Source organism: Burkholderia cenocepacia, from assembly GCF_900446215.1.
Classification (GTDB): domain Bacteria; phylum Pseudomonadota; class Gammaproteobacteria; order Burkholderiales; family Burkholderiaceae; genus Burkholderia; species Burkholderia cenocepacia.
Genome location: NZ_UAQZ01000018.1, coordinates 177140 through 196046, shown reverse-complemented (window position 1 = coordinate 196046; position 18907 = coordinate 177140). Strand labels below are relative to the sequence as shown.

General features: G+C 64.6%; 20 protein-coding genes and 3 pseudogenes. 10 read left to right on the top strand and 13 right to left on the bottom strand.

The window, feature by feature from the left end:
* Positions 1–120 precede the first annotated feature (120 nt).
* The 3 genes and pseudogenes from istA to DTA15_RS37495 all read left to right on the top strand — a co-directional run.
* Entirely contained in the window at positions 121–1677 is a 1557-nt protein-coding gene (istA, locus tag DTA15_RS37505) for an IS21-like element IS408 family transposase (protein ID WP_012492800.1), read from the top strand.
* 16 nt (positions 1678–1693) lie between these two features.
* Entirely contained in the window at positions 1694–2443 is a 750-nt protein-coding gene (istB, locus tag DTA15_RS37500; RefSeq protein WP_006397350.1) for an IS21-like element IS408 family helper ATPase IstB, read from the top strand.
* Positions 2444–2549: 106 nt separating this feature from the next.
* A pseudogene (locus DTA15_RS37495) lies at positions 2550–3008 on the top strand (tyrosine-type recombinase/integrase); the annotation flags it as partial.
* Positions 3009–3035: 27 nt separating this feature from the next.
* On the opposite strand, the gene DTA15_RS37490 reads toward DTA15_RS37495, so the two are convergent.
* On the bottom strand, positions 3036–3659 hold the full coding sequence (locus tag DTA15_RS37490; RefSeq protein ID WP_006489045.1) for a LysR family substrate-binding domain-containing protein: 624 nt from the start codon (positions 3657–3659) through the stop codon (positions 3036–3038).
* Positions 3660–3763: 104 nt separating this feature from the next.
* Here DTA15_RS37490 and DTA15_RS37485 point away from each other — a divergent pair, with 104 nt between their 5' ends.
* From DTA15_RS37485 to DTA15_RS37470, 4 genes are all read left to right on the top strand, one after another.
* A complete protein-coding gene (locus DTA15_RS37485; protein ID WP_009618091.1) occupies positions 3764–4063 on the top strand; it encodes a helix-turn-helix domain-containing protein in 300 nt (99 codons plus the stop codon).
* A 120-nt stretch (positions 4064–4183) separates the two neighbouring features.
* Entirely contained in the window at positions 4184–4633 is a 450-nt protein-coding gene (locus DTA15_RS37480) for an Rrf2 family transcriptional regulator (RefSeq protein WP_009618094.1), read from the top strand.
* The gene (locus tag DTA15_RS37475; protein ID WP_006489015.1) at positions 4630–5553 is read left to right on the top strand and encodes an NAD(P)/FAD-dependent oxidoreductase; all 924 of its coding nucleotides are present in this window, start codon (positions 4630–4632) and stop codon (positions 5551–5553) included. Before DTA15_RS37480 ends, DTA15_RS37475 begins: the two co-directional genes overlap by 4 nt.
* On the top strand, positions 5550–6068 hold the full coding sequence (locus tag DTA15_RS37470; protein WP_006489022.1) for a class I SAM-dependent methyltransferase: 519 nt from the start codon (positions 5550–5552) through the stop codon (positions 6066–6068). Before DTA15_RS37475 ends, DTA15_RS37470 begins: the two co-directional genes overlap by 4 nt.
* 64 nt (positions 6069–6132) lie before the next feature.
* Here the strand turns inward: DTA15_RS37470 and mobH are convergent, their stop codons facing one another.
* Entirely contained in the window at positions 6133–7929 is a 1797-nt protein-coding gene (mobH, locus tag DTA15_RS37465) for a MobH family relaxase (protein WP_006489004.1), read from the bottom strand.
* A 331-nt stretch (positions 7930–8260) separates the two neighbouring features.
* Here mobH and DTA15_RS37460 point away from each other — a divergent pair, with 331 nt between their 5' ends.
* From DTA15_RS37460 to DTA15_RS37450, 3 genes are read left to right on the top strand one after another with little or no spacing between them, the layout of a single operon-like run.
* Entirely contained in the window at positions 8261–8479 is a 219-nt protein-coding gene (locus DTA15_RS37460; RefSeq protein WP_006489017.1) for an AbrB/MazE/SpoVT family DNA-binding domain-containing protein, read from the top strand.
* On the top strand, positions 8479–8892 hold the full coding sequence (locus DTA15_RS37455) for a putative toxin-antitoxin system toxin component, PIN family (RefSeq protein WP_006489018.1): 414 nt from the start codon (positions 8479–8481) through the stop codon (positions 8890–8892). The genes DTA15_RS37460 and DTA15_RS37455 overlap by 1 nt, the downstream gene beginning before the upstream one ends.
* 55 nt (positions 8893–8947) lie before the next feature.
* Positions 8948–9325: a DUF3742 family protein gene (locus DTA15_RS37450; protein WP_006489024.1), complete on the top strand. Its 378-nt coding sequence runs from the start codon at positions 8948–8950 to the stop codon at positions 9323–9325.
* 17 nt (positions 9326–9342) lie between these two features.
* On the opposite strand, the gene DTA15_RS37445 is transcribed toward DTA15_RS37450, so the two are convergent.
* The 11 genes and pseudogenes from DTA15_RS37445 to leuC form a co-directional block, all read right to left on the bottom strand.
* The gene (locus DTA15_RS37445; protein ID WP_006489021.1) at positions 9343–10860 is read right to left on the bottom strand and encodes a conjugal transfer protein TraG N-terminal domain-containing protein; all 1518 of its coding nucleotides are present in this window, start codon (positions 10858–10860) and stop codon (positions 9343–9345) included.
* A gap of 13 nt (positions 10861–10873) precedes the next feature.
* Positions 10874–11224 carry a hypothetical protein gene (locus DTA15_RS37440; RefSeq protein ID WP_012492798.1) on the bottom strand — a complete coding sequence of 117 codons (351 nt, stop codon included), beginning with the start codon at positions 11222–11224 and terminating at the stop codon, positions 10874–10876.
* Positions 11221–12618: an integrating conjugative element protein gene (locus DTA15_RS37435; protein ID WP_006488999.1), complete on the bottom strand. Its 1398-nt coding sequence runs from the start codon at positions 12616–12618 to the stop codon at positions 11221–11223. Before DTA15_RS37435 ends, DTA15_RS37440 begins: the two co-directional genes overlap by 4 nt.
* An 11-nt stretch (positions 12619–12629) precedes the next feature.
* A pseudogene (locus DTA15_RS37430) lies at positions 12630–13533 on the bottom strand (TIGR03756 family integrating conjugative element protein).
* Positions 13530–13967, bottom strand: a complete 438-nt coding sequence (locus DTA15_RS37425) for a TIGR03757 family integrating conjugative element protein (protein ID WP_012492797.1) — start codon at positions 13965–13967, stop codon at positions 13530–13532. Before DTA15_RS37425 ends, DTA15_RS37430 begins: the two are co-directional and overlap by 4 nt.
* 294 nt (positions 13968–14261) lie before the next feature.
* Positions 14262–14433 (bottom strand): annotated as a pseudogene (locus DTA15_RS39370) (type I methionyl aminopeptidase); the annotation flags it as partial.
* A 38-nt stretch (positions 14434–14471) separates the two neighbouring features.
* A complete protein-coding gene (locus tag DTA15_RS37410) occupies positions 14472–14678 on the bottom strand; it encodes a hypothetical protein (RefSeq protein WP_006489029.1) in 207 nt (68 codons plus the stop codon).
* 23 nt (positions 14679–14701) lie between these two features.
* Positions 14702–16021, bottom strand: coding sequence for an MFS transporter (locus DTA15_RS37405; protein WP_006489044.1), 1320 nt, complete (start codon positions 16019–16021; stop codon positions 14702–14704).
* A 54-nt stretch (positions 16022–16075) separates the two neighbouring features.
* Positions 16076–16702: a TetR/AcrR family transcriptional regulator gene (locus DTA15_RS37400; RefSeq protein ID WP_006489013.1), complete on the bottom strand. Its 627-nt coding sequence runs from the start codon at positions 16700–16702 to the stop codon at positions 16076–16078.
* A 143-nt stretch (positions 16703–16845) separates the two neighbouring features.
* Positions 16846–17481: a 3-isopropylmalate dehydratase small subunit gene (leuD, locus tag DTA15_RS37395; protein ID WP_006489026.1), complete on the bottom strand. Its 636-nt coding sequence runs from the start codon at positions 17479–17481 to the stop codon at positions 16846–16848.
* Positions 17478–18896: a 3-isopropylmalate dehydratase large subunit gene (leuC, locus tag DTA15_RS37390; RefSeq protein ID WP_006489039.1), complete on the bottom strand. Its 1419-nt coding sequence runs from the start codon at positions 18894–18896 to the stop codon at positions 17478–17480. The genes leuD and leuC overlap by 4 nt, the downstream gene beginning before the upstream one ends.
* Positions 18897–18907: the final 11 nt, after the last annotated feature.

The window sequence follows — 18907 nt, the reverse complement described above, 5'->3', positions numbered from 1 at the left end:
CGGGACCGAAACGGGTGATCACGTAACCGGAACGTAATCCGGGTTTGAGTCTGGCGGTGGCGTTGCGCATGTATTCACCGACGGCGTTAGCCTGCTCCCTTTTTTGCGGGAGAAGTGCCGATGCCGACACCTCGGATGAGCATGCGCAAATTGAAGGAAGTCCTGCGACTAAAGTGGGCGTGTGGCCTGACGCATCGGCAGATCAGCCGGGCTATCGGCATCAGCGTCGGTGCCGTCTCGAAGTTCGCGGCCCAAGCCAGCCAGGCGGGACTCGATTGGGCGGCAGCCGAAGCAATGTCCGACGACGAACTGGACGCGCGCCTGAGGCCTGCGGCAACCAATGCCGCGGCGACGACGACGCGACGCATCGAGCCCGACTACACGGCATTGCATCGCGAGCTGCGCCGCAAGGGCGTGACGCTGCAACTGCTGTGGGAAGAATACGCTGAAGCGAACCCCGGCCAGCGGACGTACCGCTACACGCAGTTCTGCCAGAAGTACAAGGACTGGGCGAAGTCGATCAAGCGCTCGATGCGTCAGCAGCACCGCGCCGGCGAGAAGCTGTTCGCGGACTTCGCGGGTCCCACCGTGCCGGTCCTGGCGAGCGATGGCGGCGTCGAGTTCGAGGCGCACGTGTTCGTTGCCGTGCTCGGCGCATCCAACAACACGTTCGCGTGCGCGACGCGCACCGAGACGATGGCGGACTGGATCGGCAGCCTGTGCGATGCGCTAGAGTTCATTGGCGGCGTGCCCGAGCTGCTCGTGCCCGACAACCCGAAGGCGCTGATCGCGCGACCCGACCGTTACGAACCCGGACTCGGCACGACCACGCAGGACTTCGTGAACCACTACGGCACCGCGATGCTGCCGGCGCGTCCGCGCAAACCGCAGGACAAGGCCAAGGTCGAAGTCGGCGTGCAGATCGTCGAGCGCTGGGTGCTGGCCCGACTGCGCCACTATCGCTTCTACAGTCTGGCTGAACTCAACAAGGCGATTGCAGAACTGATCGCCGACCTAAACCAGCGCCCGTTCAAGCGGCTCGAAGGCAACCGGCGTGAATGGTTCGAACGGCTGGACCAACCCGTCCTGCGCCCGTTGCCCGTGCGTCGCTACGAGATCGCCACCTTCCAGAAGTGCCGTGTGAACATCGATTACCACGTCGATGTCGGCGGCCACTATTACAGCGTCCCGCATAGCCTCGCACGGCAGGAGGTCTGGGCGCGTATCACACGCCACGGCGTAGAGATCCTGCATGGCGGCAAGCGTGTCGCTGCGCACGCTCGCTCGCGCCTCAAAGGCAAACACACGACCATCGCCGAACACATGCCGGCTGCGCATCGCGCGCACATGGAATGGACGCCTGGGCGCCTGCTCAACTGGGGCGCATCCGTCGGCCCCGGCGCCGAGGCTGTCGTGCGGCATCTGCTGACCAACAAACCTCACCCCGAGATGGGCTATCGCGCCTGTCTCGGTCTTCTCTCGCTCGCGCGCAAGTACGGCAAACACCGCCTCGAGGCCGCATGCCAGCGTGCATTGAAGATCGGCTCGCCCACGCGTCGCTCCGTGCTGTCAATCCTGGAAGCGGGACTTGACCTGCAGCCCTCGCTCCCGACCACGCCCGCCGAATGGCGCTCGCCCGAGCACGAGAACGTGCGCGGCCCCGACTACTACCACTGACCCGAAGGAGGTCACGATGTTGATGCAGCACACCCTTACCCAGCTAAAGGCGCTCAAACTGGACGGCATGGCTCGCGCGTTCGAGGAGCAGTCAACGCTCACGGCAAGCACCAGCCTGTCATTCGAGGAACGCGTGGGCATGCTCGTAGATCGCGAGCTGGCCTGGCGTGATACGCGACGACTCGAACGTTTGCTGCGCGCCGCGAAGCTCAAGAACCCACAGGCCTGCGTCGAAGACATTGAATACCGGCAAACCCGTGGGCTGGACCAGCGCATCGTCGCCACGCTCGCCGGCTGCGACTGGGTGCGCAATGCTCAGAACCTGATCCTGACCGGCCCCACCGGCGCGGGCAAGACGTGGCTCGCTTGCGCGTTCGGCCAGCAGGCGTGCCGGCAGGGCTTCTCCGTGTTCTATGTGCGCGTCGCGCGGCTGTTCGAAGAGCTGAAAATCGCGCACGGCGACGGCAGCTTCACACGTCGGCTTGCGCAACTCGCGAAGATTGATGTGCTGATCCTCGACGATTGGGGCTTGCAGGATCTCGACCAGGCGGCGCGCAATGATCTGCTTGAGGTACTTGATGATCGTGTCGGTACGCGCTCGACTGTGATCACCAGCCAGTTGCCGCTCGAACACTGGCACGCGTGGCTGCAGGACCCCACGCTCGCCGATGCGATTCTCGATCGGCTCGTGCATCAGGCCCACAAGCTTCCGGTCAAGGGCGATTCGATGAGAAAGAAAACGAAATCCGAGTCCGCTGACGCCTGATCGTGATCACCGTCGCTATAATCCATTGACCGCGCAACACCACCTTCCAGACTGATCACGTTCGCCGAAACGATTGATCACCATCGCCGAAATCCGCAACGAGCCGGTGCTGGAGATCTTCGAGGCGCCGCACAACCTCTCGGTGGCGGACTACGCCAGGCTCGCGGGCAAGTCGCGCCGCTGGATCACCTACGAGATCCAGGCCGGCAACCTGCTGTCGATCCACATGGGGCATCGCGGGCAGCGAGTGCCAGACTGGCAACTCGATCCGCTCAAGCGCAGGCTGGTCCAGTCCGTCCTGAAGCAACTGCCACGGGGCATCGACACCTGGGACATCTACCACGCTCTCCTGCGCTCATATGAGGCCCTCGGGACACGGCCGGCCATCGAAGCCGTCAACCCAACGAACCTGCACCTTGCCGCGCGGCTGGTGGCCGCACAGTGCATGCAGGCGAGCGAGCCAGTCGTGACGACCGAGTTTCCTGAGCAGGTCCGGCAAAGCGTGCAGCGGCTGGTGCGCGAAGCCGTCGCTGCCGATGTCGCCGAAGCGACGCCCGGAGACTGATCAAGCCAGGGTCGCGCCGAAGTTCGGTCAGGCGCTTGCCTGGAGCGATTGGAAGAACCGCTCCAGGTGGGTGCTGTCCGTATTTCGACGGCTCAGGAAGTAGGTGGTGAGCGTCAGCGCGCCCTCTTGCAAGGGACGCTGGACAACGCCAAGGGAACGATGGCCCTCGATGCGGGCGGCGGGTGCCAGGCAGACGCCGTAGCCGGCGGCCACCAGGGTCATCATCAACCCGAACGATGTGGCCGTCGTGACGTCCGAGGGGAAGACGCCGGCCGCCGTCAGCAGCGTGTCGATCTGCCCGCAGTAGCCCACACAGTCGCGGGCATCCAGGGCGATCCAAGGGTGGTCGGCGGCCTGCTCCAGGGACACTGACGCGAAGGCCAGCAAGGGGTGATGGGCAGACACGGCCAGTGCCAGCGCATCGCGCCAGACGGGGCGGACATCGATGCCTTCAGGGGCTGCGGGCGACTGGCAGAGGCCCGCCTCGAAAGCCCCCGCGAGCAGTCCTCGATGCAGGTCCTCCAGGCGTTCTTTATGAAGGCGAATGGGGTGGTCCGGATGGCGCCGGCGATGTTCCGCCATCGGCACCGACAACCGGGGATAGGCCAGGCAGTCCGACAGGGCAATGTTCAAGGGCTCGGAAGCGATCATCGTGTCACCTGTACAACGCCGACACTGGAAAAAACCGGGCGCAACCGGTTGATGAGATAAGTTTAACGTGGTTTAAATTCGCTTGGCGCGTGACGCTTCTGTTGATGCAGAAGCGATCGGTGCAACGCGGCAGACCCGCAGGGACAAGAACCTATGAAAGCGAGCCAGCGCGCGCTTTCGGCGTTGCCGTGCGCGAGGCACGGACCGCGCAGGGGCTGGCCCAGGAGGTGCTCGCGGAACAGGCGGGCATCGCCCGGTCGCACATGGGCAAGATCGAGCGCGGCGAGCACATGCCCACGCTGGTGTTGATCCTGCGGATCGCGAAGGGGCTGGGGTGCTCGGCCGCGGCACTGATGGCCGCGACCGAGGCGCAACTGTCCGAGGAAGAGAACGACGCCGAATAGCCATGCCGTCATGGCGGTGAGGCGTCAACAACGTTCTTGTACGTCAAGGTTGTGACTTGCCAGGCGTTCATTGCCACCTCGCATTTGACACGCGACCTTTTTCGTAACATCATTTGTTTCATGAAAAGAGACAGCCGCCTCTCGTCTGTCCTGCATGCGCTGCTGCACATGGCCGAGCAGGATGGACCCGTTACCTCAGAAACCTTGGCGCTATGCCTGGGAACCAACCCGGTCGTCGTTCGGCGCACGATGGGATACCTGCGGCAAGCGGGGATCGTCACCTCCGAACGAGGTCACTCAGGAGGATGGCGTATCCACGCCGACCTTGGCAGCGTCACCCTGCGTCAGTTGCACGAAGCCCTGGGCGAGCCGGCGACGTTTGCCATCGGCAACCGCAACGAGACACCGGAGTGTCTGGTCGAGCAGACGGTCAATGCGGCACTCGAAGGCACGTTTGCCGAAGCCGAGGCGCTGCTGCTGAAGCGGTTCTCGGAAATCACCCTTGCCGATCTGGCCTCTGACTTCGCACGCCGGCATGCGGCTTTACGACATTCAAGGAATCAATCATGAATCACGATGTGATCGTCGTCGGCGGAAGCTACTCAGGAATGGCCGCGACCCTGCAACTGGTGCGCGCACGCAGGTCAGTGCTGGTGATCGATGCGGGCCAGCGGCGCAACCGCTTCGCCAGCCATTCACACGGATTTCTCGGCCAGGATGGTGTGCCGCCAGGTGAAATCGCTGCAAACGCACGCCGCCAGCTTCAAGCCTATCCAACGCTGACCTGGCTTGAAGGTCGGGTGGAAGCTGTCGCCGGGCAGGCGGATGAATTCACCGTCACGACGGCTGATGGCGAGTCGCACCTGGGGCGACGCATTCTGTTGGCGACGGGGGTGACCGACCAGCTTCCAGCCATCGACGGGCTCGCGCAACGCTGGGGGAAGACGGTTTTTCACTGCCCGTACTGCCATGGCTATGAACTTGGACAAGGCCGCATCGGCATCGTCGGTGCCAGCCCGATGTCCATCCATCAGGCTGAACTGCTCACGGATTGGGGGGATGTCACCTTGTTCGTCAACGGTGCATTGGAACTCAATGAGGAAATCAGGTCCACTTTGGAACGCCGAGGCGTGGTCATCGAAGAGGCGCGCATCGACAAAATCGAGGGGCATGCCGACGTGACATTGGTGGACGGAAGGCGACTGAGCTTTGCGGGCCTGTTTGTTGCAACGCGAACCGTTCCCTCCGACCCTTTGGCCAGGACAATCGGCTGTGCACTGGAAGAAACGCCCATGGGCATCCAGATCCGCACGGATGCCGAGAGCAAGACCTCGGTGCCTGGGATCTTTGCCTGCGGCGATGTCGCGCGGGCACCGCATTCGGTGTCGCTGGCCGTGGGCAACGGTGCCATGACCGGCGCCCAGATTCACCGATCACTGCTTTGGCCCGAGACGATCGAGCCAGCGCAAGCGGAAGGCCGCGCTCGATGACGTCGTTCTCCGACCCGACGGCGGTATCGGGTTATGCGGAAAGAACCGCGAGGATCGTGCCGGGCCTGCGCGACCTGCACCGGATGGCGGGCGTGCTGCTGGCCGAACGCGCGCCGGCCGACGCGCGCATCTATATCGACAGCGCCCCCAAGGGGCCCTTCGATGGCGCGACCTGCCTGCTGACACTGCATTTCCTGCCGCCAGCCGAGCGGCTGAAGACGCTGCAGCAAATACACCTGCGACTCAAGCCCGGTGCGTCCCTTGTCGTCACGCATCACAGTTTTCCCGGCGACGATCCCGTCAGGGACAGATGGCTCTCGCGCAATGCGGCGTTTGCGGCTGCTTCCGGCGTACCAGTGCGTCAAGCCGAAGGCAGCATCGCGGCGATCAAGGAACGGCTGCCCGTGCTTTCGCCCGCGCAGGATGTCGATCTGCTCCGCGAGGCTGGATTCACGGACATCGACCTTTTCTATTGCGCGTTCACCTTCAAGGGTTGGGTCGCCCATCGAGCATGAGGGGGATCGACGATGCAAGACATAGGGTCGGCAGGTGCGTTGCCCGTGTGTAGCGAGGAGACTCTTAGCCACGCACCAGGGACAGGTAGGGGTTGTCCGGCGGGACTTCCGCGAACAATGCCGAAGGCGCCATCAACAGATAGCCGTGCAACCGCCGCGACTTGCGCGGCCCGGTGACTTCGCAGGTCCAGATGTTCAGGCCGCTGTCCTGATTGCGGTGCAGTCCCAGCTTCTCGAAGCGCTTCTGCACCCATTGCCAGTCGTGCAGATTGTCCTGCCGGGCCAGCACCTGGATCTCCGGATGTTCCTGCGCGTAGCGCTGGAAAACACCGGGGCTGACCAGGTACGCCGTGCCATCGACGGTATGCACCAGTGCCTTCGCGTCGTTGATGATGAGCTTGCGCGACTCGATGCCTTGCCTGAGCCAGGCGATGAAGGCTTCCCCGAACGGCGTGGCCTTCGCGGGAGCCGGCATGGTGGCAGGACTGGTCGGCGCCAAATGGGTCACTGTCGCAGGTGCGGCGGTGGATGGTGATGGCGGTTCCGCGCTGGCGGACGATGCACTGGTGGTGGCTGCGTCGGACGCATCGAGCATCGACAGCAGATCGGAGACCGGGTCCGCGATCCCTGCCGGGCAATCCGCTACCCCAGGGGACGGTGAGGTGGCCGGGATACCGGAGGGGGTCGACGCGTCATCTTCGCCAGGGAGGGGCTCTTCCGTCGTGACCGTGCCAGCGAACGATGTGGGACGCTCTCCCGACTCCCAGATCAAGGCCGGCGACAGGCGCAGGAAGGTAAAGCTGTGCGACCAGCCTGTGCCGCTCGTGACGGTCGCCCGCCAGATCGCCTTCCCATCCGGGGCGGGCTGCACGATGCCATGGTCCTGGAGCACCGTGAAGACGGCAGTGTTGTTCGATGGAATGCCTTCGATGCCCTGCGACAGGAGGTGCGCGCGCAGCTTGTCGCTGACCGTCTTGCTGACGAGCCAGAGTGCGTCCTGGGTCAGCCATCCATCCGACGGGCCGCCGGGCTGGTTCAGCTTGAATTCCTCGCGCAGCAGGTAGCGCAGGCCATCGAGCAGCTTGCGCTGCAGCGCATGCTTCGGCGCCGCCATGGCCCTGGCCGGATCACCGCCGAGCGCCAGGGCCACCGATGCCTGGTCGGCCTTGATGACCAGTTCGCCCAGCGTGCCGGCATGCTCGTATTGGCCCGCCAGCACGTACAGCAGCGCCGACCACAGGTCTTGGTAGTCGCTCAGCCAGTCGAGGATGCCGGCATCGAGCACACGGGTGTAGAGCAGCCCCGTGGCGGCGCCATGCAGCCGGTACTCGCGATCCGTCCGGTAACGAAAGCGGTACGGCTGGCGCAGCGGCCCGTGCCAGGGGTGCCAGACCAGGCCATCGGCCTGCTCGACGTGCAGATCGACCGCGATCTTGCCAATGTCGTGCAGCAACGCGGCGTAGGCGGTCCCGGCGGTCCAGGCCTCGGCTTGCGCGGCCTGGGCCTCGGGCGAGGCGCCGGCCGGGAGCAAGTGGGACTGCCTCAGCTTGAGCGCGTAGGCCACGATCTCCAGGCCGTGGTCCAGCATGCCGCCCGGCCAGGCATGGTGATGCGCCTCCGAGGCCGGGAACTGCTGGACCAGCTCGGCGTAGCGTTCCAGCGGCGCCAGGTACAGCGAGCGGAACTGCCGACGCGACAGCGAGGTGCGCTGCCAGATGTGTTCCAGCAGCCGCTGCCGGCGCGGCTCCGCCAGCAGCGATGTGGCCGACTGCGGTGGCGTCAGCCCTTTGGCGGGCTCGACGGGAGGTGGCGCGGCGGCTGTGGTCAGCGGCACCCGTTTGCGCTGGAACAGCGAAAGCATGGCGACATCCTGGTGATGGGCTGGCCGGAGGAGCCTTTTGGCCTTTTCGGGTAGGGCCTTTCCCGTTGAGGCCATTCCCTTGCCCCTTCCCCAGCCCTTCGGCCTTCGACAAGCCCTTTGGTATAGGGGCAGTCGGCTTCCTGTGCCGCAATCAATGCGGATCTCGTGCGCTCCAGGATCGGACGGAACAGGCACTGTGTTTTCACCGGACCAGGCCGCTTCAACCGGCGCTGGAAGCGCAGCAGGCCCTGAAACCCCTACGCCCAAAGACATGCTTGTCGAGAATGGAGTAAGGAAGTAAGATTTCCTTTGTAACTGACGGAGGTCTCCCATGCTTGCCAAGCTCACCTCTAAAAATCAGATCACGCTGCCCAAGGCGGCCGTGTCCGGCGTGGATGCGGCGGAGTACTTCGACGTGACCGTCGAGGGCGGCCGGATCGTCCTGACGCCGGTGCGGGTCCAGAAGGCCCAGGCCGTGCGCGAGAAGCTGGAGCAACTCGGGATCACCGAACAGGACGTCGAGGATGCCGTGGCCTGGGCACGGCGCTGATGCACAGGGTCGTGCTCGACACCAACATCGTGCTGTCGGCGCTGATCTTCAATGCCGGACGCCTGGCCTGGATACGCCAAGCCTGGCAGCAACAGCAGTTGCAGCCGCTGGTCTGCCGGGAGACGGCCAGTGAACTCCTGCGCGTCCTGGCCTATCCCAAGTTCAAGCTGTCTACCTTGGAACAGCAGGAGTTGCTGGCGGACTTCCTGCCCTACGCCGATGTGGTGGAACTTCCGGCACCATGGCCAGACCTGCCGGTCTGCCGCGACGAGAAGGACCAGGTGTTCCTGGTGCTCGCGCATGTCGGCAAGGCGGATGCGTTGATCACGGGCGATGCGGACATTCTCGCCATGCGAGAGGACTTTCCCGGCCTGATCATGACCGCCGAAGCATTCGCGGCGCGGCAGGGATGAAGGAGACCGGCACCGCCTTGCCCAGCGGCCGTGGAACGACCATGAGGTAGCCACCATGAAGCAGACCGCAGGCATGACCACTGCAGCGCGACTCGGCCGCTGGCTGGGCAGCGTATGGGGTGGTTACCTGCGCGCGGAGCGTCGAGTGCATCGATGGCTGATGGCGCAGGGACTGCCGGCAGGCGGTGCAAGGGTGCTGATCTGGGTGGTCAAGCTGGCGATCCTCGGGGTGTTGCTGTACGTCGCATTCTGGGTGGCGCTGATGCTGGTCGCTCTCGCTGTGGCAGCAAGGATGGCGGAGCAGACGTCGGGGGGCGACGACGATTTTGACCTGCAATTTCCTGCGAGTCTGGATGAACTACGTCAAACGCCTGGCTACGATCCAAACCTTTACAACGACACCTCTCACGAGATGTACAGCGAAGACGATTGAAGCCGTTCATCGCTGAGTCATTTCAGCTTCCTCGACATGACGCCTGGCCCCTTGCCGCCTGCGTTGCCCGCGTCCTTGGTGCCTGCCGAGAAAGCATTTGCGACAGTTCCGGCCCGAATCCCAGCCCAAGTCAATGCGCCAATCCAGAATGCCGGGAGCACCAGGAACATCGTGGCCATCACGAAGTTTAGCAGCATGTCTCCGAAGGTGTTGTTGAGGCCCACCAGCGGATCGAAGTTCGTGTGCGGCCGGTTCCAGCCCCACCCCCAGCCGTAGAGCGCATCGAGGATCGTCGAGTCGATCCAGCGGGCGAGCTGAAACCAGAATTCGGTGAAGAACAGCGCGAACTGCACCACGCTCACCGTGACCACGGTCTTGAGGTCATAGGTGCCGATCAGCAGCACCAGCGGGATGCAGATGACCAGCGCCATCTTGAGCAGGGACAGCACCATCGGCAGCGCCTGCCGCACCACGTCCATCGCCGGGAAATAGCCCAGTGATCCGACGGTCAGCCCCACGTCGCTAGCAGCGCGGGTGACGATGTTGGGCAGCGTCATGTCGATCTGGCCACCGTAGTCGGTGTATACCGCCCCCTGGTTGAGCTTCTGCTGGCGAGGGCTGGCGACGGCGCGGATCACCGAGTCGTTGACCTCGGCCTGGCTCAGGAAGCCCGCCCAGCCGGCCAGTCGCGCCAGCAGGTTGGGATCGACCTGGGCCAGCAATCGTGCCCGCAGGCCGTGGCCGCCGTCGGACCACCACTGCCGGCAGGTCGGGTAGCCGCCTCCGCCGGGCACTTGGGCCAGGCCGGCGTCGCGCGTGGCGTCGAACGGCCAGGCATCGCGCGGTGTCCTGGAGCGGTAGCTGTCGTAGAAGCCGGCAGTGCCGACGAAGTAGCTGGAGCCGATCCAGGTGACGTCGTGCATCTGCTCCTCGCTCAGGCTGGGCCGGGTCATGAACAGCTTGGCGCGGGCGGGGCCATAGCAGTCGCGGGTGAAGTCGCTGACCTCCTGGGCCAGCACCGGGTCGTCGATGCGGGTCGCGTCGATGTCCATGCGGATCTGCCGCAGGTCGGTGCCGCAGGGAATGGCCGCGACAGAGGCGCCGGTGATCGCGCGCGAGATCTCGTGCATGGCGAACCACCACACCGGCACCTTGGCCGACTGGTTGTTGATCGTGCTGAACGATTGCGACCAGCCCGTATCGGTCGGCTCCGGGACATTCACTTGGCATTGGGTCGAACGCGAACGGTCGTACTTGATGGTGTTGAGATCGACGTCGATGAAGGGGATGCCCGCGAACATGATCACCACGATGGCGACGAAGACGCGGTTCTCGATGCGAGCCGAGGACAGCACGCCCTTGTTGCCCTCGTCCGCGCCTTCCGCGCGGGCCTTCAGCCATTCCTGGATGACGATCGCCAGGAACGGGACGGCGAACATGCCGCTGGCGACCAGCACCGACCAGATGCCGTTGTGGACCACCCAGGACACCAGCGTCAGGTAGTACTCCAGGTAGTCGGTCGTGAACAGCGTCATGGCGAACCCTGCGCTACCGTGCCTGCATCAGCAAGCTGGCTTCCAGCACGATCACGGCGACGATGGCCGCAACCTCCGCGCGCAGCAGCCGCTGCCCGGCAGCGCGCTCCGGTTCCCGCGCGCGCAGGCGATGGTGCATCCAGAGCCAACCCCAGGCGGTGACGGCGTACAGCAACAACCGCCAGGCCAGGAGGGCCCCGGATTGCGCCGCCATCCAGCGCTGCCAGCCCTCGATGCCGCCCGCGATGCGGATGCCGACCACATTGACGGCGGTCGCGGCGATCAGCAGCGACACCGCCCATACCAGCACCAGGATGGCACGCCGGCTGGACAGCCAGCGCAGGCACCGCCCCACGGTATTCATGGATGGCTTCCGCCGGACGGCGGCCGCTGCAGTTCATCGATCCGATTGCGTACCGGGTCGCCCTCGTAGATGCCACGCGCACCGGCGGCACGGGTGCTGTGGCGCTGGATGATCGCCATCGGCGAGTTGCTGGCCAGTTCGCGGCGCAGTTCCAGCTCCGCCTTCAGGTTGTGAATCTCGCGATCGAGGATGTCGCTTTCGTGGGTGACGGCCTTCTGGGCCAGTTCGTTGGCGGCCACGTTGGGCTCCTTGCGCCCGGTCAGCAGCGTGCGTTGCAGCAGCAGTGCCTTCTCCAGCACGCTGGCCAGCGCGACCTCCGAGGCCAGGCGCCGAGCCAGGATGTCCTGGTCCGTCTCGTCGCGAAGGGCCTCGACCACGCCACGGGTGATGGGCAGCGACGCGCTGCTCGCAGCCTGCAGGTTCTGCGCCGTGGTTGGACGGCTGCCGGCGACCAGTTCCTGCAGGGCCTGCAGCTTGTCCTCGTATTCCTCCTGGATCAGTGGGGTCAGGCCAACGCCCGGCGTGGTGACGGTCTTGGTGCATGCGTCGCAGGTGCGCTGCTCCTGCTCGCCCAGCACGCGAACTGCCCAGGCCGCGGCGGCATCGGGCGAACTCCAGGTCTGGCATGCCAGGTTGCCGCCGCAACTGGCTTGCGGAATCGAACTGGTGTCGCCGACGCCACGGCCGTTGAGCAGGTTGTAGCCGGCGCGGGTCACGTCGCCGACCACGCGCACCGGACGTTGGCCCGCGCCGCCGGCGTTGTCTCCGCCGACCCACGGAACGCCATTGTTGCCACGGTTCGCCTCGGCGTCGTCGATCGCCGAGACCGCATCGGTGCTCGCGACGGCCTGCTTCAGCGCCATGCCTTCGGCGAGTTGGTCCCAACCGAGTTGCCCACCCGCCATGTCGGCCATGCGGTTGGCGATGGCACGGCAGGTCAGCTTGCTGCGATCGAAATCCAGCCTGGCTTGCAGCACCCCATTGGTCAGCAGGTTGTACAGCCCTGGATCGGCGCGCTGGATGATCAACGCGGGCAGCGACGCCACGGCAGCGGTGGCGTTCTGGATCACCGAGGACATGATGGCCTGGAAGCCGTTGGTGATGCCGTTCAACTGGTTCTGCAGCGTGGTGGTGATGCTCATGTCGCCACAGATCAGGTTGCTGTTCCAGCCGACGCCAACACCGATGGAGTGCATGTTGGCCGCACCGCTCATGGACACCGCGCGGCCGCCTCCAATGCTGTAGAGCACGTCATCGCCGATCACGCTGCCCTGATGCTGGACGCCGTACTCGTTGACGCTGGTCTGTGCCCCGGCGCTGGAGCAGCACAGCGCTGCGACAACGGCCAATGCGACGTGCAGAAATCGACGGGCGTTCGGAAATGAATTCGTCATGGCATCGGGCCTCACAGGAAATCGACGCTGCCGAGGAATATCTGGCCGCGGCGCTGGCAGCAGCTATAAGGACGCCACAATGCCCAGGCGTAGTCGCCTTGCCGGGCCTGCACCTTGGCATTGCCGTGGGGGAATACCGCGCAACTGCTGGACAGCGTGGGGGTCAGCTCCTGCCACTTGCCCGTGGCGGCATCGGTTTCCATCAGGGCGCCGGCTGGCCAGTAGCCATCGCGCGAACTGGCGAGCAGCGGCTGGTACACGTGGATCTGGTTGCGGCGCGTCACGATGTCACCCGCGCGCTGGGCGACCACGGCTGCGGCCTTGTGGTCATCGACCTGATGCAGGAAGCCGCCTCGCGGATAGACGTTGCCCCAGAGATTCATGTCCGTACGCGTGCCGATCTCGCGCCGGCCGGGAATCAGTGCTTCCGGATACAGCGCCTCGGGGATGTTGGGCGGTGCCGGCGCCCTCGCAGGTGTAGCCGGACGCGCTGGCGAACTGGCTGAACACATGGCCACCGGGATGGCCGATGACGTCGGCGTTCTTGAACTTCGCCAGGTTGTTCTCGTGATCCTCGTTGGTGGTGCCGTCGCCGCCGGCCTTCGCGGTCGGGTTCGGCAGGATCATCGCCCGCACCTCGACCCAGGGGTTCTCGCCGGTGTTCGAGTAGCTCGACACCACAGCATCGGGGATGTAGTGGCGCACCTTGACCGAGGTGCGCACGGTGCAGCCCGTCCAGGTGCAATAGAGCCAGTAGCAGATGCCGGTGACGCGGTATTCCAGGCAATCCGGCGACAGAGTGGAGGCCACGATAGTGGCAGTGTTCAGTGCGAAGGACGATGCGGAACACCCCAGCAGCAGCGCTGCGATGGCCAACCGCTGGCGTCGCGATGGCGCGGACAGACGCCTCGTCACGGCTGCGTCCTCCGGTATTGGTCGATGCGGGCAACCGCACGGGCCACGTCCGTCTCGCCATAGACCACGTATCGGCGATCCACCACGATGGCCGGAACTTTGGTGACGCCAAGGCTCCAGGCATCGACGATGCCCTGGTAAGCGATGCCGATCCGGCGCTGCATGTCTGCACCGCCCAGCTTCAGGCGTTGCTGGACGATGGCGCTGGCGCGTTCTTGATCGGTGGGCAAGTTGGCGGCCAGTTCCGCTTCGAGCACCGCGCCCGCGTCCAGGACGACGTGTCGGTCAGCCTGGCCAAGGACCGGATGATGCGAGTCAGTGACGAGCCATACTTCCGCAGCGGCGGCGCGCGTCGCCAGCGCCAGAAAGGCAATGCCCGCAGCAAACCATGCTGGGCGAGCGCGAGCGGCATGAGGAACAGCGCGAGAGTCCATGAGACAACACCGGAGGGAAGCCAATCCGGTGACAGTCGAACCGAAACCAGGCCTCGACGCGACAAACAAAGCGGAGACGACCTCGCCCCGTTTTCGCCATCCCTGTCCGCCCCGACTCGCTGATCGGACCTGCGCGCTTGCCATAGGCTGACTGTGTGCAGTGGATGGGTATGAGCCGATCCGGCCCCGTGGCCCAAGCTGTTCACATCGGACGCCGATGTGGCTTGATTGCTGACTGAGATTGATATCGGCGATGACAACAACCACGCATTTGGCTTTTGCGACTTGGGCCTAGACGATGTCCCCGTCCTGCAGGATGTCCTCGGAGAAAGGAACACCGTGGCAAACCACATGGTTGCGGGAGGCGTTGAGCGCGTAGACGTACCCGTACTGTCCTTTACTGGCCGGACACGCTTTGAGTTCATGGACGATGGGGCCATCGACCAAGATCATTGACCTGCGTCGTGGGCTAGTGAATACCTGTCACTAGGCACTCCAATGTGATCAGCCCGATCTGCTTGGGTGGAAAATTGACCACCACCACCAACTATCTACCAGTCTGTCCGGCGTGTAGAGCCCGGCGATCTGCGGGCTGGACTTGCGCTGCCCGACCTCCTGGCCGAAATCCATCAGCAGTTTATAGGCCGACTTGCGTGCTTCGGCAACGCCTGAGCCTTGATGATTGCGGACCACGCGCAATGTCATCTTCATGAAGCCGTTCCATGCAATCGTCGTTATCGACATGCTCCGTTGGTTGTGACTTGTTGGAATCGCCCCAGACGTTTCTCCGTCGTCCAATACGCCAGGGCCGCCACCGGCAGTGCGGCACCCAGACCGGAGGTCCACGTCCAGCCGCCGTGGGCATAGGCCCATGCACCAAACGCCGAGCCGAGCGAGCCGCCCAGGAAGAACGCCGCCATATAGAGGCCATTGAGTCGACCACGCATGTTCGCGTCCAGCGTGAAGATGGCGCGCTGACCCAGCGTCAGATTGGCCGCGACGCCAAAATCCAGCACGATTGCGGCTAGCATCAGCAGGCCCAGCGCCCAGCCGGAACCGGGTTGCGCTAGGTGCGTCAAGGGGAACGCCAGCGCCACCATGCCCATCGCCAGTGCGGTGGCCCTGTGGCTGTGACCCAGGTCGGCAATGCGCCCGGCCAGTGGCGTGGCGACCGCGCCTGCGGCCCCTGCCAAAGAGAACAGCGCGATGCCGCTTTGCGACAGCCCGAACGCCGGGCCGGCCAGCAGTAGCGGCACTGTCGTCCAGAACACGCTGAACGCCGCGAACAGCGCGGCATGGTAGAGTGCGCGTCGGCGCAGCACCGGGGTATCGCGCAGCAGATGTCCCATGGAAGCGAGCAGGCCACCGTAGCGCAGGCCGAGGCTGGGCTGGCGAGCCGGCAGCGTGCGGGCCAACACTACGATCAGCACCAGCATAGCGGCTGCCGCCAGCAGGAACATGGCATGCCACGAGGCCAGATCAGCGATGAAACTGGCGACCGGCCTCGCCAGCATGATGCCGAGCATCAGTCCGCTCATCACGTTGCCCACTGCCCGGCCGCGCGACGCTTCGGGCGCCAGGTGCGCAGCATAGGGCACCAGCACCTGCACAGCTACAGTGCCCAGGCCGATGCCCAGCGCCGCCGCCAAGAACGGCAATGGCTGGCGTGCCAGCGCTGCACCCAGCAGTGCCATTGCCGCCAGCCCCAGCAAACCAAGCGTAAGCCGGCGGTTCTCGATCAGGTCGCCGAGCGGCACGAGCAACAGCAGGCCCAGCCCGTAGCCAAGCTGGGTGAGTGTCACGCTCAGGCCGGCTGCCTGCGGCGACAGTCCCAGCGCCACGGCGATCGGGCCGGCCAGCGGCTGCACGTAGTACAAATTGGCGGCGGCCAGGCCGCAGGCCACTGCCAGCAGCAGCGTCAGGCCTGCCGATGCAGTTGGGGCATGGTCTTCCCCCGTCACGTCTGTCCGGCCCGGCGCACTGGGCTGCGCGATAACGCTGCCCAGTACAGATGGCTCTCGCCGTGCGCGAGGCTTTCGAAAAGCGATCTTCATGAAGTTTCTCTCTGATTCAATAGGAATTGATCGTTTCCTAAATTGGCAAAAAAATCAGGCCAGCGCCTTGAGCGCGGTCGCCACGACGGCCTGCATCTGTGCACGGCTGCGCCCGGTCTTACCGACCACTCGCATGCCTTGCGTCAGGCATAGCAGCATCTGCGCCGTGACTTCGGCATCGACATGGTTCTTGATCGAGCCGTCCGCCTGCCCTTGGCGGATCAGGTGAGCCAGCATGGCCTCGTTGCAGGCCAGCGCAGCGGCGACCCGATCACCTACAGATTGGTCGAACGTCGAAAGCTCCACCGTACTGGCGACGACCAGACAGCCTTGCCGTCCTGTGGCGCCGTGGGCGGATTCGGCGTAGAAGGTCAGCGCGGCGCGCAGGCGCTCTAGGCCTGTGCCGCCGTCGTCAATGGTCCGGCGCAGATTTTGCGTTCGCTGGGCGCGGTAACGATCCAACGCCGCCAGGAAAAGCGATTGCTTGTCCTTGAACGCTTTGTAGAGGCTACCCTGGGCCAGCCGCATGGCGCGGGTCAGGTCGGTGATAGACGTACCGGCATAGCCGCGCTCGCTAAAGACGCGTACCGCTTGGTCAAGCACCTTGTCGGCGTCGAATTCGCGGGGACGGCCCCGGCTGCGTGGAGGCGATGAGGAAGATTGGACAACCATGCTGGCCATTATATGGAATCGATCGCTTCCTAATATAGCACTTCACCGGAGGTTTGGGCGAGCCGTCATCACTGCTGAAGAGGAATGTCACTTCCAATGTGCGCGGGACGTTGAGCTGGCGGCCGCTCGTGCGACCTGGGAGGCGTACCGTTTTATCTTTCCCGCACCTGGGTGAGGTCGATCCTGCACCAAGGAGATACCTGCCAATGCTCAGCTTCGAACCGGTCGATGGCTGCTGCATCGCGCAAGGTCATGCCGATCATGTCCAAGCCATCGACCAGCATCCGCTTCTGCCTGGGTTGCAAATCGAAGGGATATTCATCGCCCTGCGGCGTGGAAACGATTTGCTTCTCCACGTCGATGGTCAGGCGCTTTTCCTGGCCATGCGCCACGCTGTCCATCAACGCCTGGACCTGCTCCGGCGGCAAGGTGACAAGCAGCAGGCGATTGTTCATCGCATTGAAATAGAAGATCTCTCCGTAACTCGGCGCGACGACAGCATCGAACCCGGCCTGCTGCAATCCCCATACCGCGTGCTCCCGGCTCGATCCGCAGCCGAAGTTCGCCCCGCCCAACAGAATGCGCGCGCCGCGATATTCCGGACGGTTGAGCACGAAGTCCGGGCGAAGCCGCCCTTCGGTGTCGAAACGCAGGTCATGCAGCAGTCCGTCTGCCAATCCGCTCTTGTCGATCCCCAGCAGGAACTGCTTGGGCATGATCTGGTCGGTGTCCAGGTTGCCGATTGGCAATGGCGCCGCCACGCCTGTGATACGGTGCGTTTCGCTCATGCGCGGAACTCCTTGCGAATGTCCACGATGCGTCCGGTAATCGCGGCAGCGGCAGCCATGGCCGGACTCATCAGATGCGTGCGGCTGCCCCGGCCCTGACGGCCCTCGAAGTTGCGATTGGTCGTGGAGGCGCACCGCTCGCCCGGCGCGAGTACGTCGTCGTTCATCGCCAGGCACATCGAACAGCCCGGTTGCCGCCATTCGAATCCCGCCTCGACCAGCACCTGTGCGGTCCCTTCGCGTTCGGCCTGGTCACGGACCAGCCCGGAGCCAGGCACCACCATCGCCCGCACGCCCGGGGCAACCTTGCGCCCCCGCACCACCCGAGCTGCCTCGCGCAGGTCTTCGATGCGGGCGTTGGTACACGAACCGATGAACACGCGGTCGATCGGAATACCTTCGATCGGCGTGCCGGGCGCCAAGCCGATGTAATCCAGTGCCTTACGCCAAGTCGCCCTCTCGATGTCACCCGCGGCATCGCTCAACGGCGGCACGGTGCCGTCTACCGGCACCGCCTGGTCGGGACTGGTACCCCAGGTGACATAGGGAGCGACCTCGGAAGCATCGAATCGATGCTCGGCATCGAAACGCGCCGATGCGTCCGTGCGGAGTTGCTTCCATGCCGTGTGCGCGGCCGCCAGCGCAGCGTCGTCCATATCGCAGATCCGCTCGGACACGTAGTCGGATGTGATCGCGTCAGGCGCGATCAGCGCCGCGCGGGCACCGGCTTCCACGGTCATGTTGCACAAGGTCATGCGCGCCTCGGCGGACAGTGCGGCGATAGCTTCGCCGACATACTCGACCGCATAGCCACGCGCGCCTTGTGCTCCGATCTTGGCGATGATGTGCAAGATCAGGTCCTTGGACGTCGTCCCCAGAGGCAGTCGACCATCGACTTGGATTCGCATGTCCTTGGCCACGCGATACACCAGAGTCTGCGTGGCAAGCACATGCTCCACTTCCGACGTGCCGATCCCGAACCCGAGTGCCCCGAGGGCACCGTAGGTCGTGGTATGGCTGTCGCCGCACAACACGACCATGCCGGGACGGATCAGGCCAAGTTCCGGCGCGACGACATGCTCGATTCCTTGCATCGGATCACGCACGTCGAACAGCTCGATCCCCTGCTCAGCGCAGTTGGCGGCAAAGTTCGCCGCTTGCCGTGCGGCGGGGGCGATGTCGATCGTACGCGCCGCGATCGGCACCGGGCGCGTGGGGATGACGTGATCGACCACGCCCATTTGCTGGTGTGGGCGCCGCACCCGCAATCCACGTTGCGCCAGTCCTGCAAAAGCTTGTGGGCTGGTGTATTCGTTCATGATGTGCAGGTCGACATATAGCAGCACGTTGTCGACATCCAGGCGTTCGACGGTGTGCGAATCGACCAGTTTTCGGTAAAGCGTCGTCGCTGGCATGGGCAGGCTCG

Excerpts from the sequence above, each read along its gene's own strand:
- DTA15_RS37440 (WP_012492798.1), bottom strand. The coding sequence starts at position 11,224 with ATGAATACCGTGGGGCGGTGCCTGCGCTGGCTGTCCAGCCGGCGTGCC.
- DTA15_RS37450 (WP_006489024.1), top strand. The coding sequence starts at position 8,948 with ATGAAGCAGACCGCAGGCATGACCACTGCAGCGCGACTCGGCCGCTGG.
- DTA15_RS37460 (WP_006489017.1), top strand. The coding sequence starts at position 8,261 with ATGCTTGCCAAGCTCACCTCTAAAAATCAGATCACGCTGCCCAAGGCG.
- mobH (WP_006489004.1), bottom strand. The coding sequence starts at position 7,929 with ATGCTTTCGCTGTTCCAGCGCAAACGGGTGCCGCTGACCACAGCCGCC.
- istA (WP_012492800.1), top strand. The coding sequence starts at position 121 with ATGCCGACACCTCGGATGAGCATGCGCAAATTGAAGGAAGTCCTGCGA.
- DTA15_RS37455 (WP_006489018.1), top strand. The coding sequence starts at position 8,479 with ATGCACAGGGTCGTGCTCGACACCAACATCGTGCTGTCGGCGCTGATC.
- DTA15_RS37475 (WP_006489015.1), top strand. The coding sequence starts at position 4,630 with ATGAATCACGATGTGATCGTCGTCGGCGGAAGCTACTCAGGAATGGCC.
- DTA15_RS37400 (WP_006489013.1), bottom strand. The coding sequence starts at position 16,702 with ATGGCCAGCATGGTTGTCCAATCTTCCTCATCGCCTCCACGCAGCCGG.
- leuC (WP_006489039.1), bottom strand. The coding sequence starts at position 18,896 with ATGCCAGCGACGACGCTTTACCGAAAACTGGTCGATTCGCACACCGTC.
- DTA15_RS37425 (WP_012492797.1), bottom strand. The coding sequence starts at position 13,967 with ATGGACTCTCGCGCTGTTCCTCATGCCGCTCGCGCTCGCCCAGCATGG.
- DTA15_RS37490 (WP_006489045.1), bottom strand. The coding sequence starts at position 3,659 with ATGATCGCTTCCGAGCCCTTGAACATTGCCCTGTCGGACTGCCTGGCC.
- DTA15_RS37480 (WP_009618094.1), top strand. The coding sequence starts at position 4,184 with ATGAAAAGAGACAGCCGCCTCTCGTCTGTCCTGCATGCGCTGCTGCAC.
- DTA15_RS37485 (WP_009618091.1), top strand. The coding sequence starts at position 3,764 with ATGCAGAAGCGATCGGTGCAACGCGGCAGACCCGCAGGGACAAGAACC.
- DTA15_RS37470 (WP_006489022.1), top strand. The coding sequence starts at position 5,550 with ATGACGTCGTTCTCCGACCCGACGGCGGTATCGGGTTATGCGGAAAGA.
- istB (WP_006397350.1), top strand. The coding sequence starts at position 1,694 with ATGTTGATGCAGCACACCCTTACCCAGCTAAAGGCGCTCAAACTGGAC.
- DTA15_RS37445 (WP_006489021.1), bottom strand. The coding sequence starts at position 10,860 with ATGACGCTGTTCACGACCGACTACCTGGAGTACTACCTGACGCTGGTG.
- DTA15_RS37405 (WP_006489044.1), bottom strand. The coding sequence starts at position 16,021 with ATGAAGATCGCTTTTCGAAAGCCTCGCGCACGGCGAGAGCCATCTGTA.
- DTA15_RS37410 (WP_006489029.1), bottom strand. The coding sequence starts at position 14,678 with ATGAAGATGACATTGCGCGTGGTCCGCAATCATCAAGGCTCAGGCGTT.
- leuD (WP_006489026.1), bottom strand. The coding sequence starts at position 17,481 with ATGAGCGAAACGCACCGTATCACAGGCGTGGCGGCGCCATTGCCAATC.
- DTA15_RS37435 (WP_006488999.1), bottom strand. The coding sequence starts at position 12,618 with ATGACGAATTCATTTCCGAACGCCCGTCGATTTCTGCACGTCGCATTG.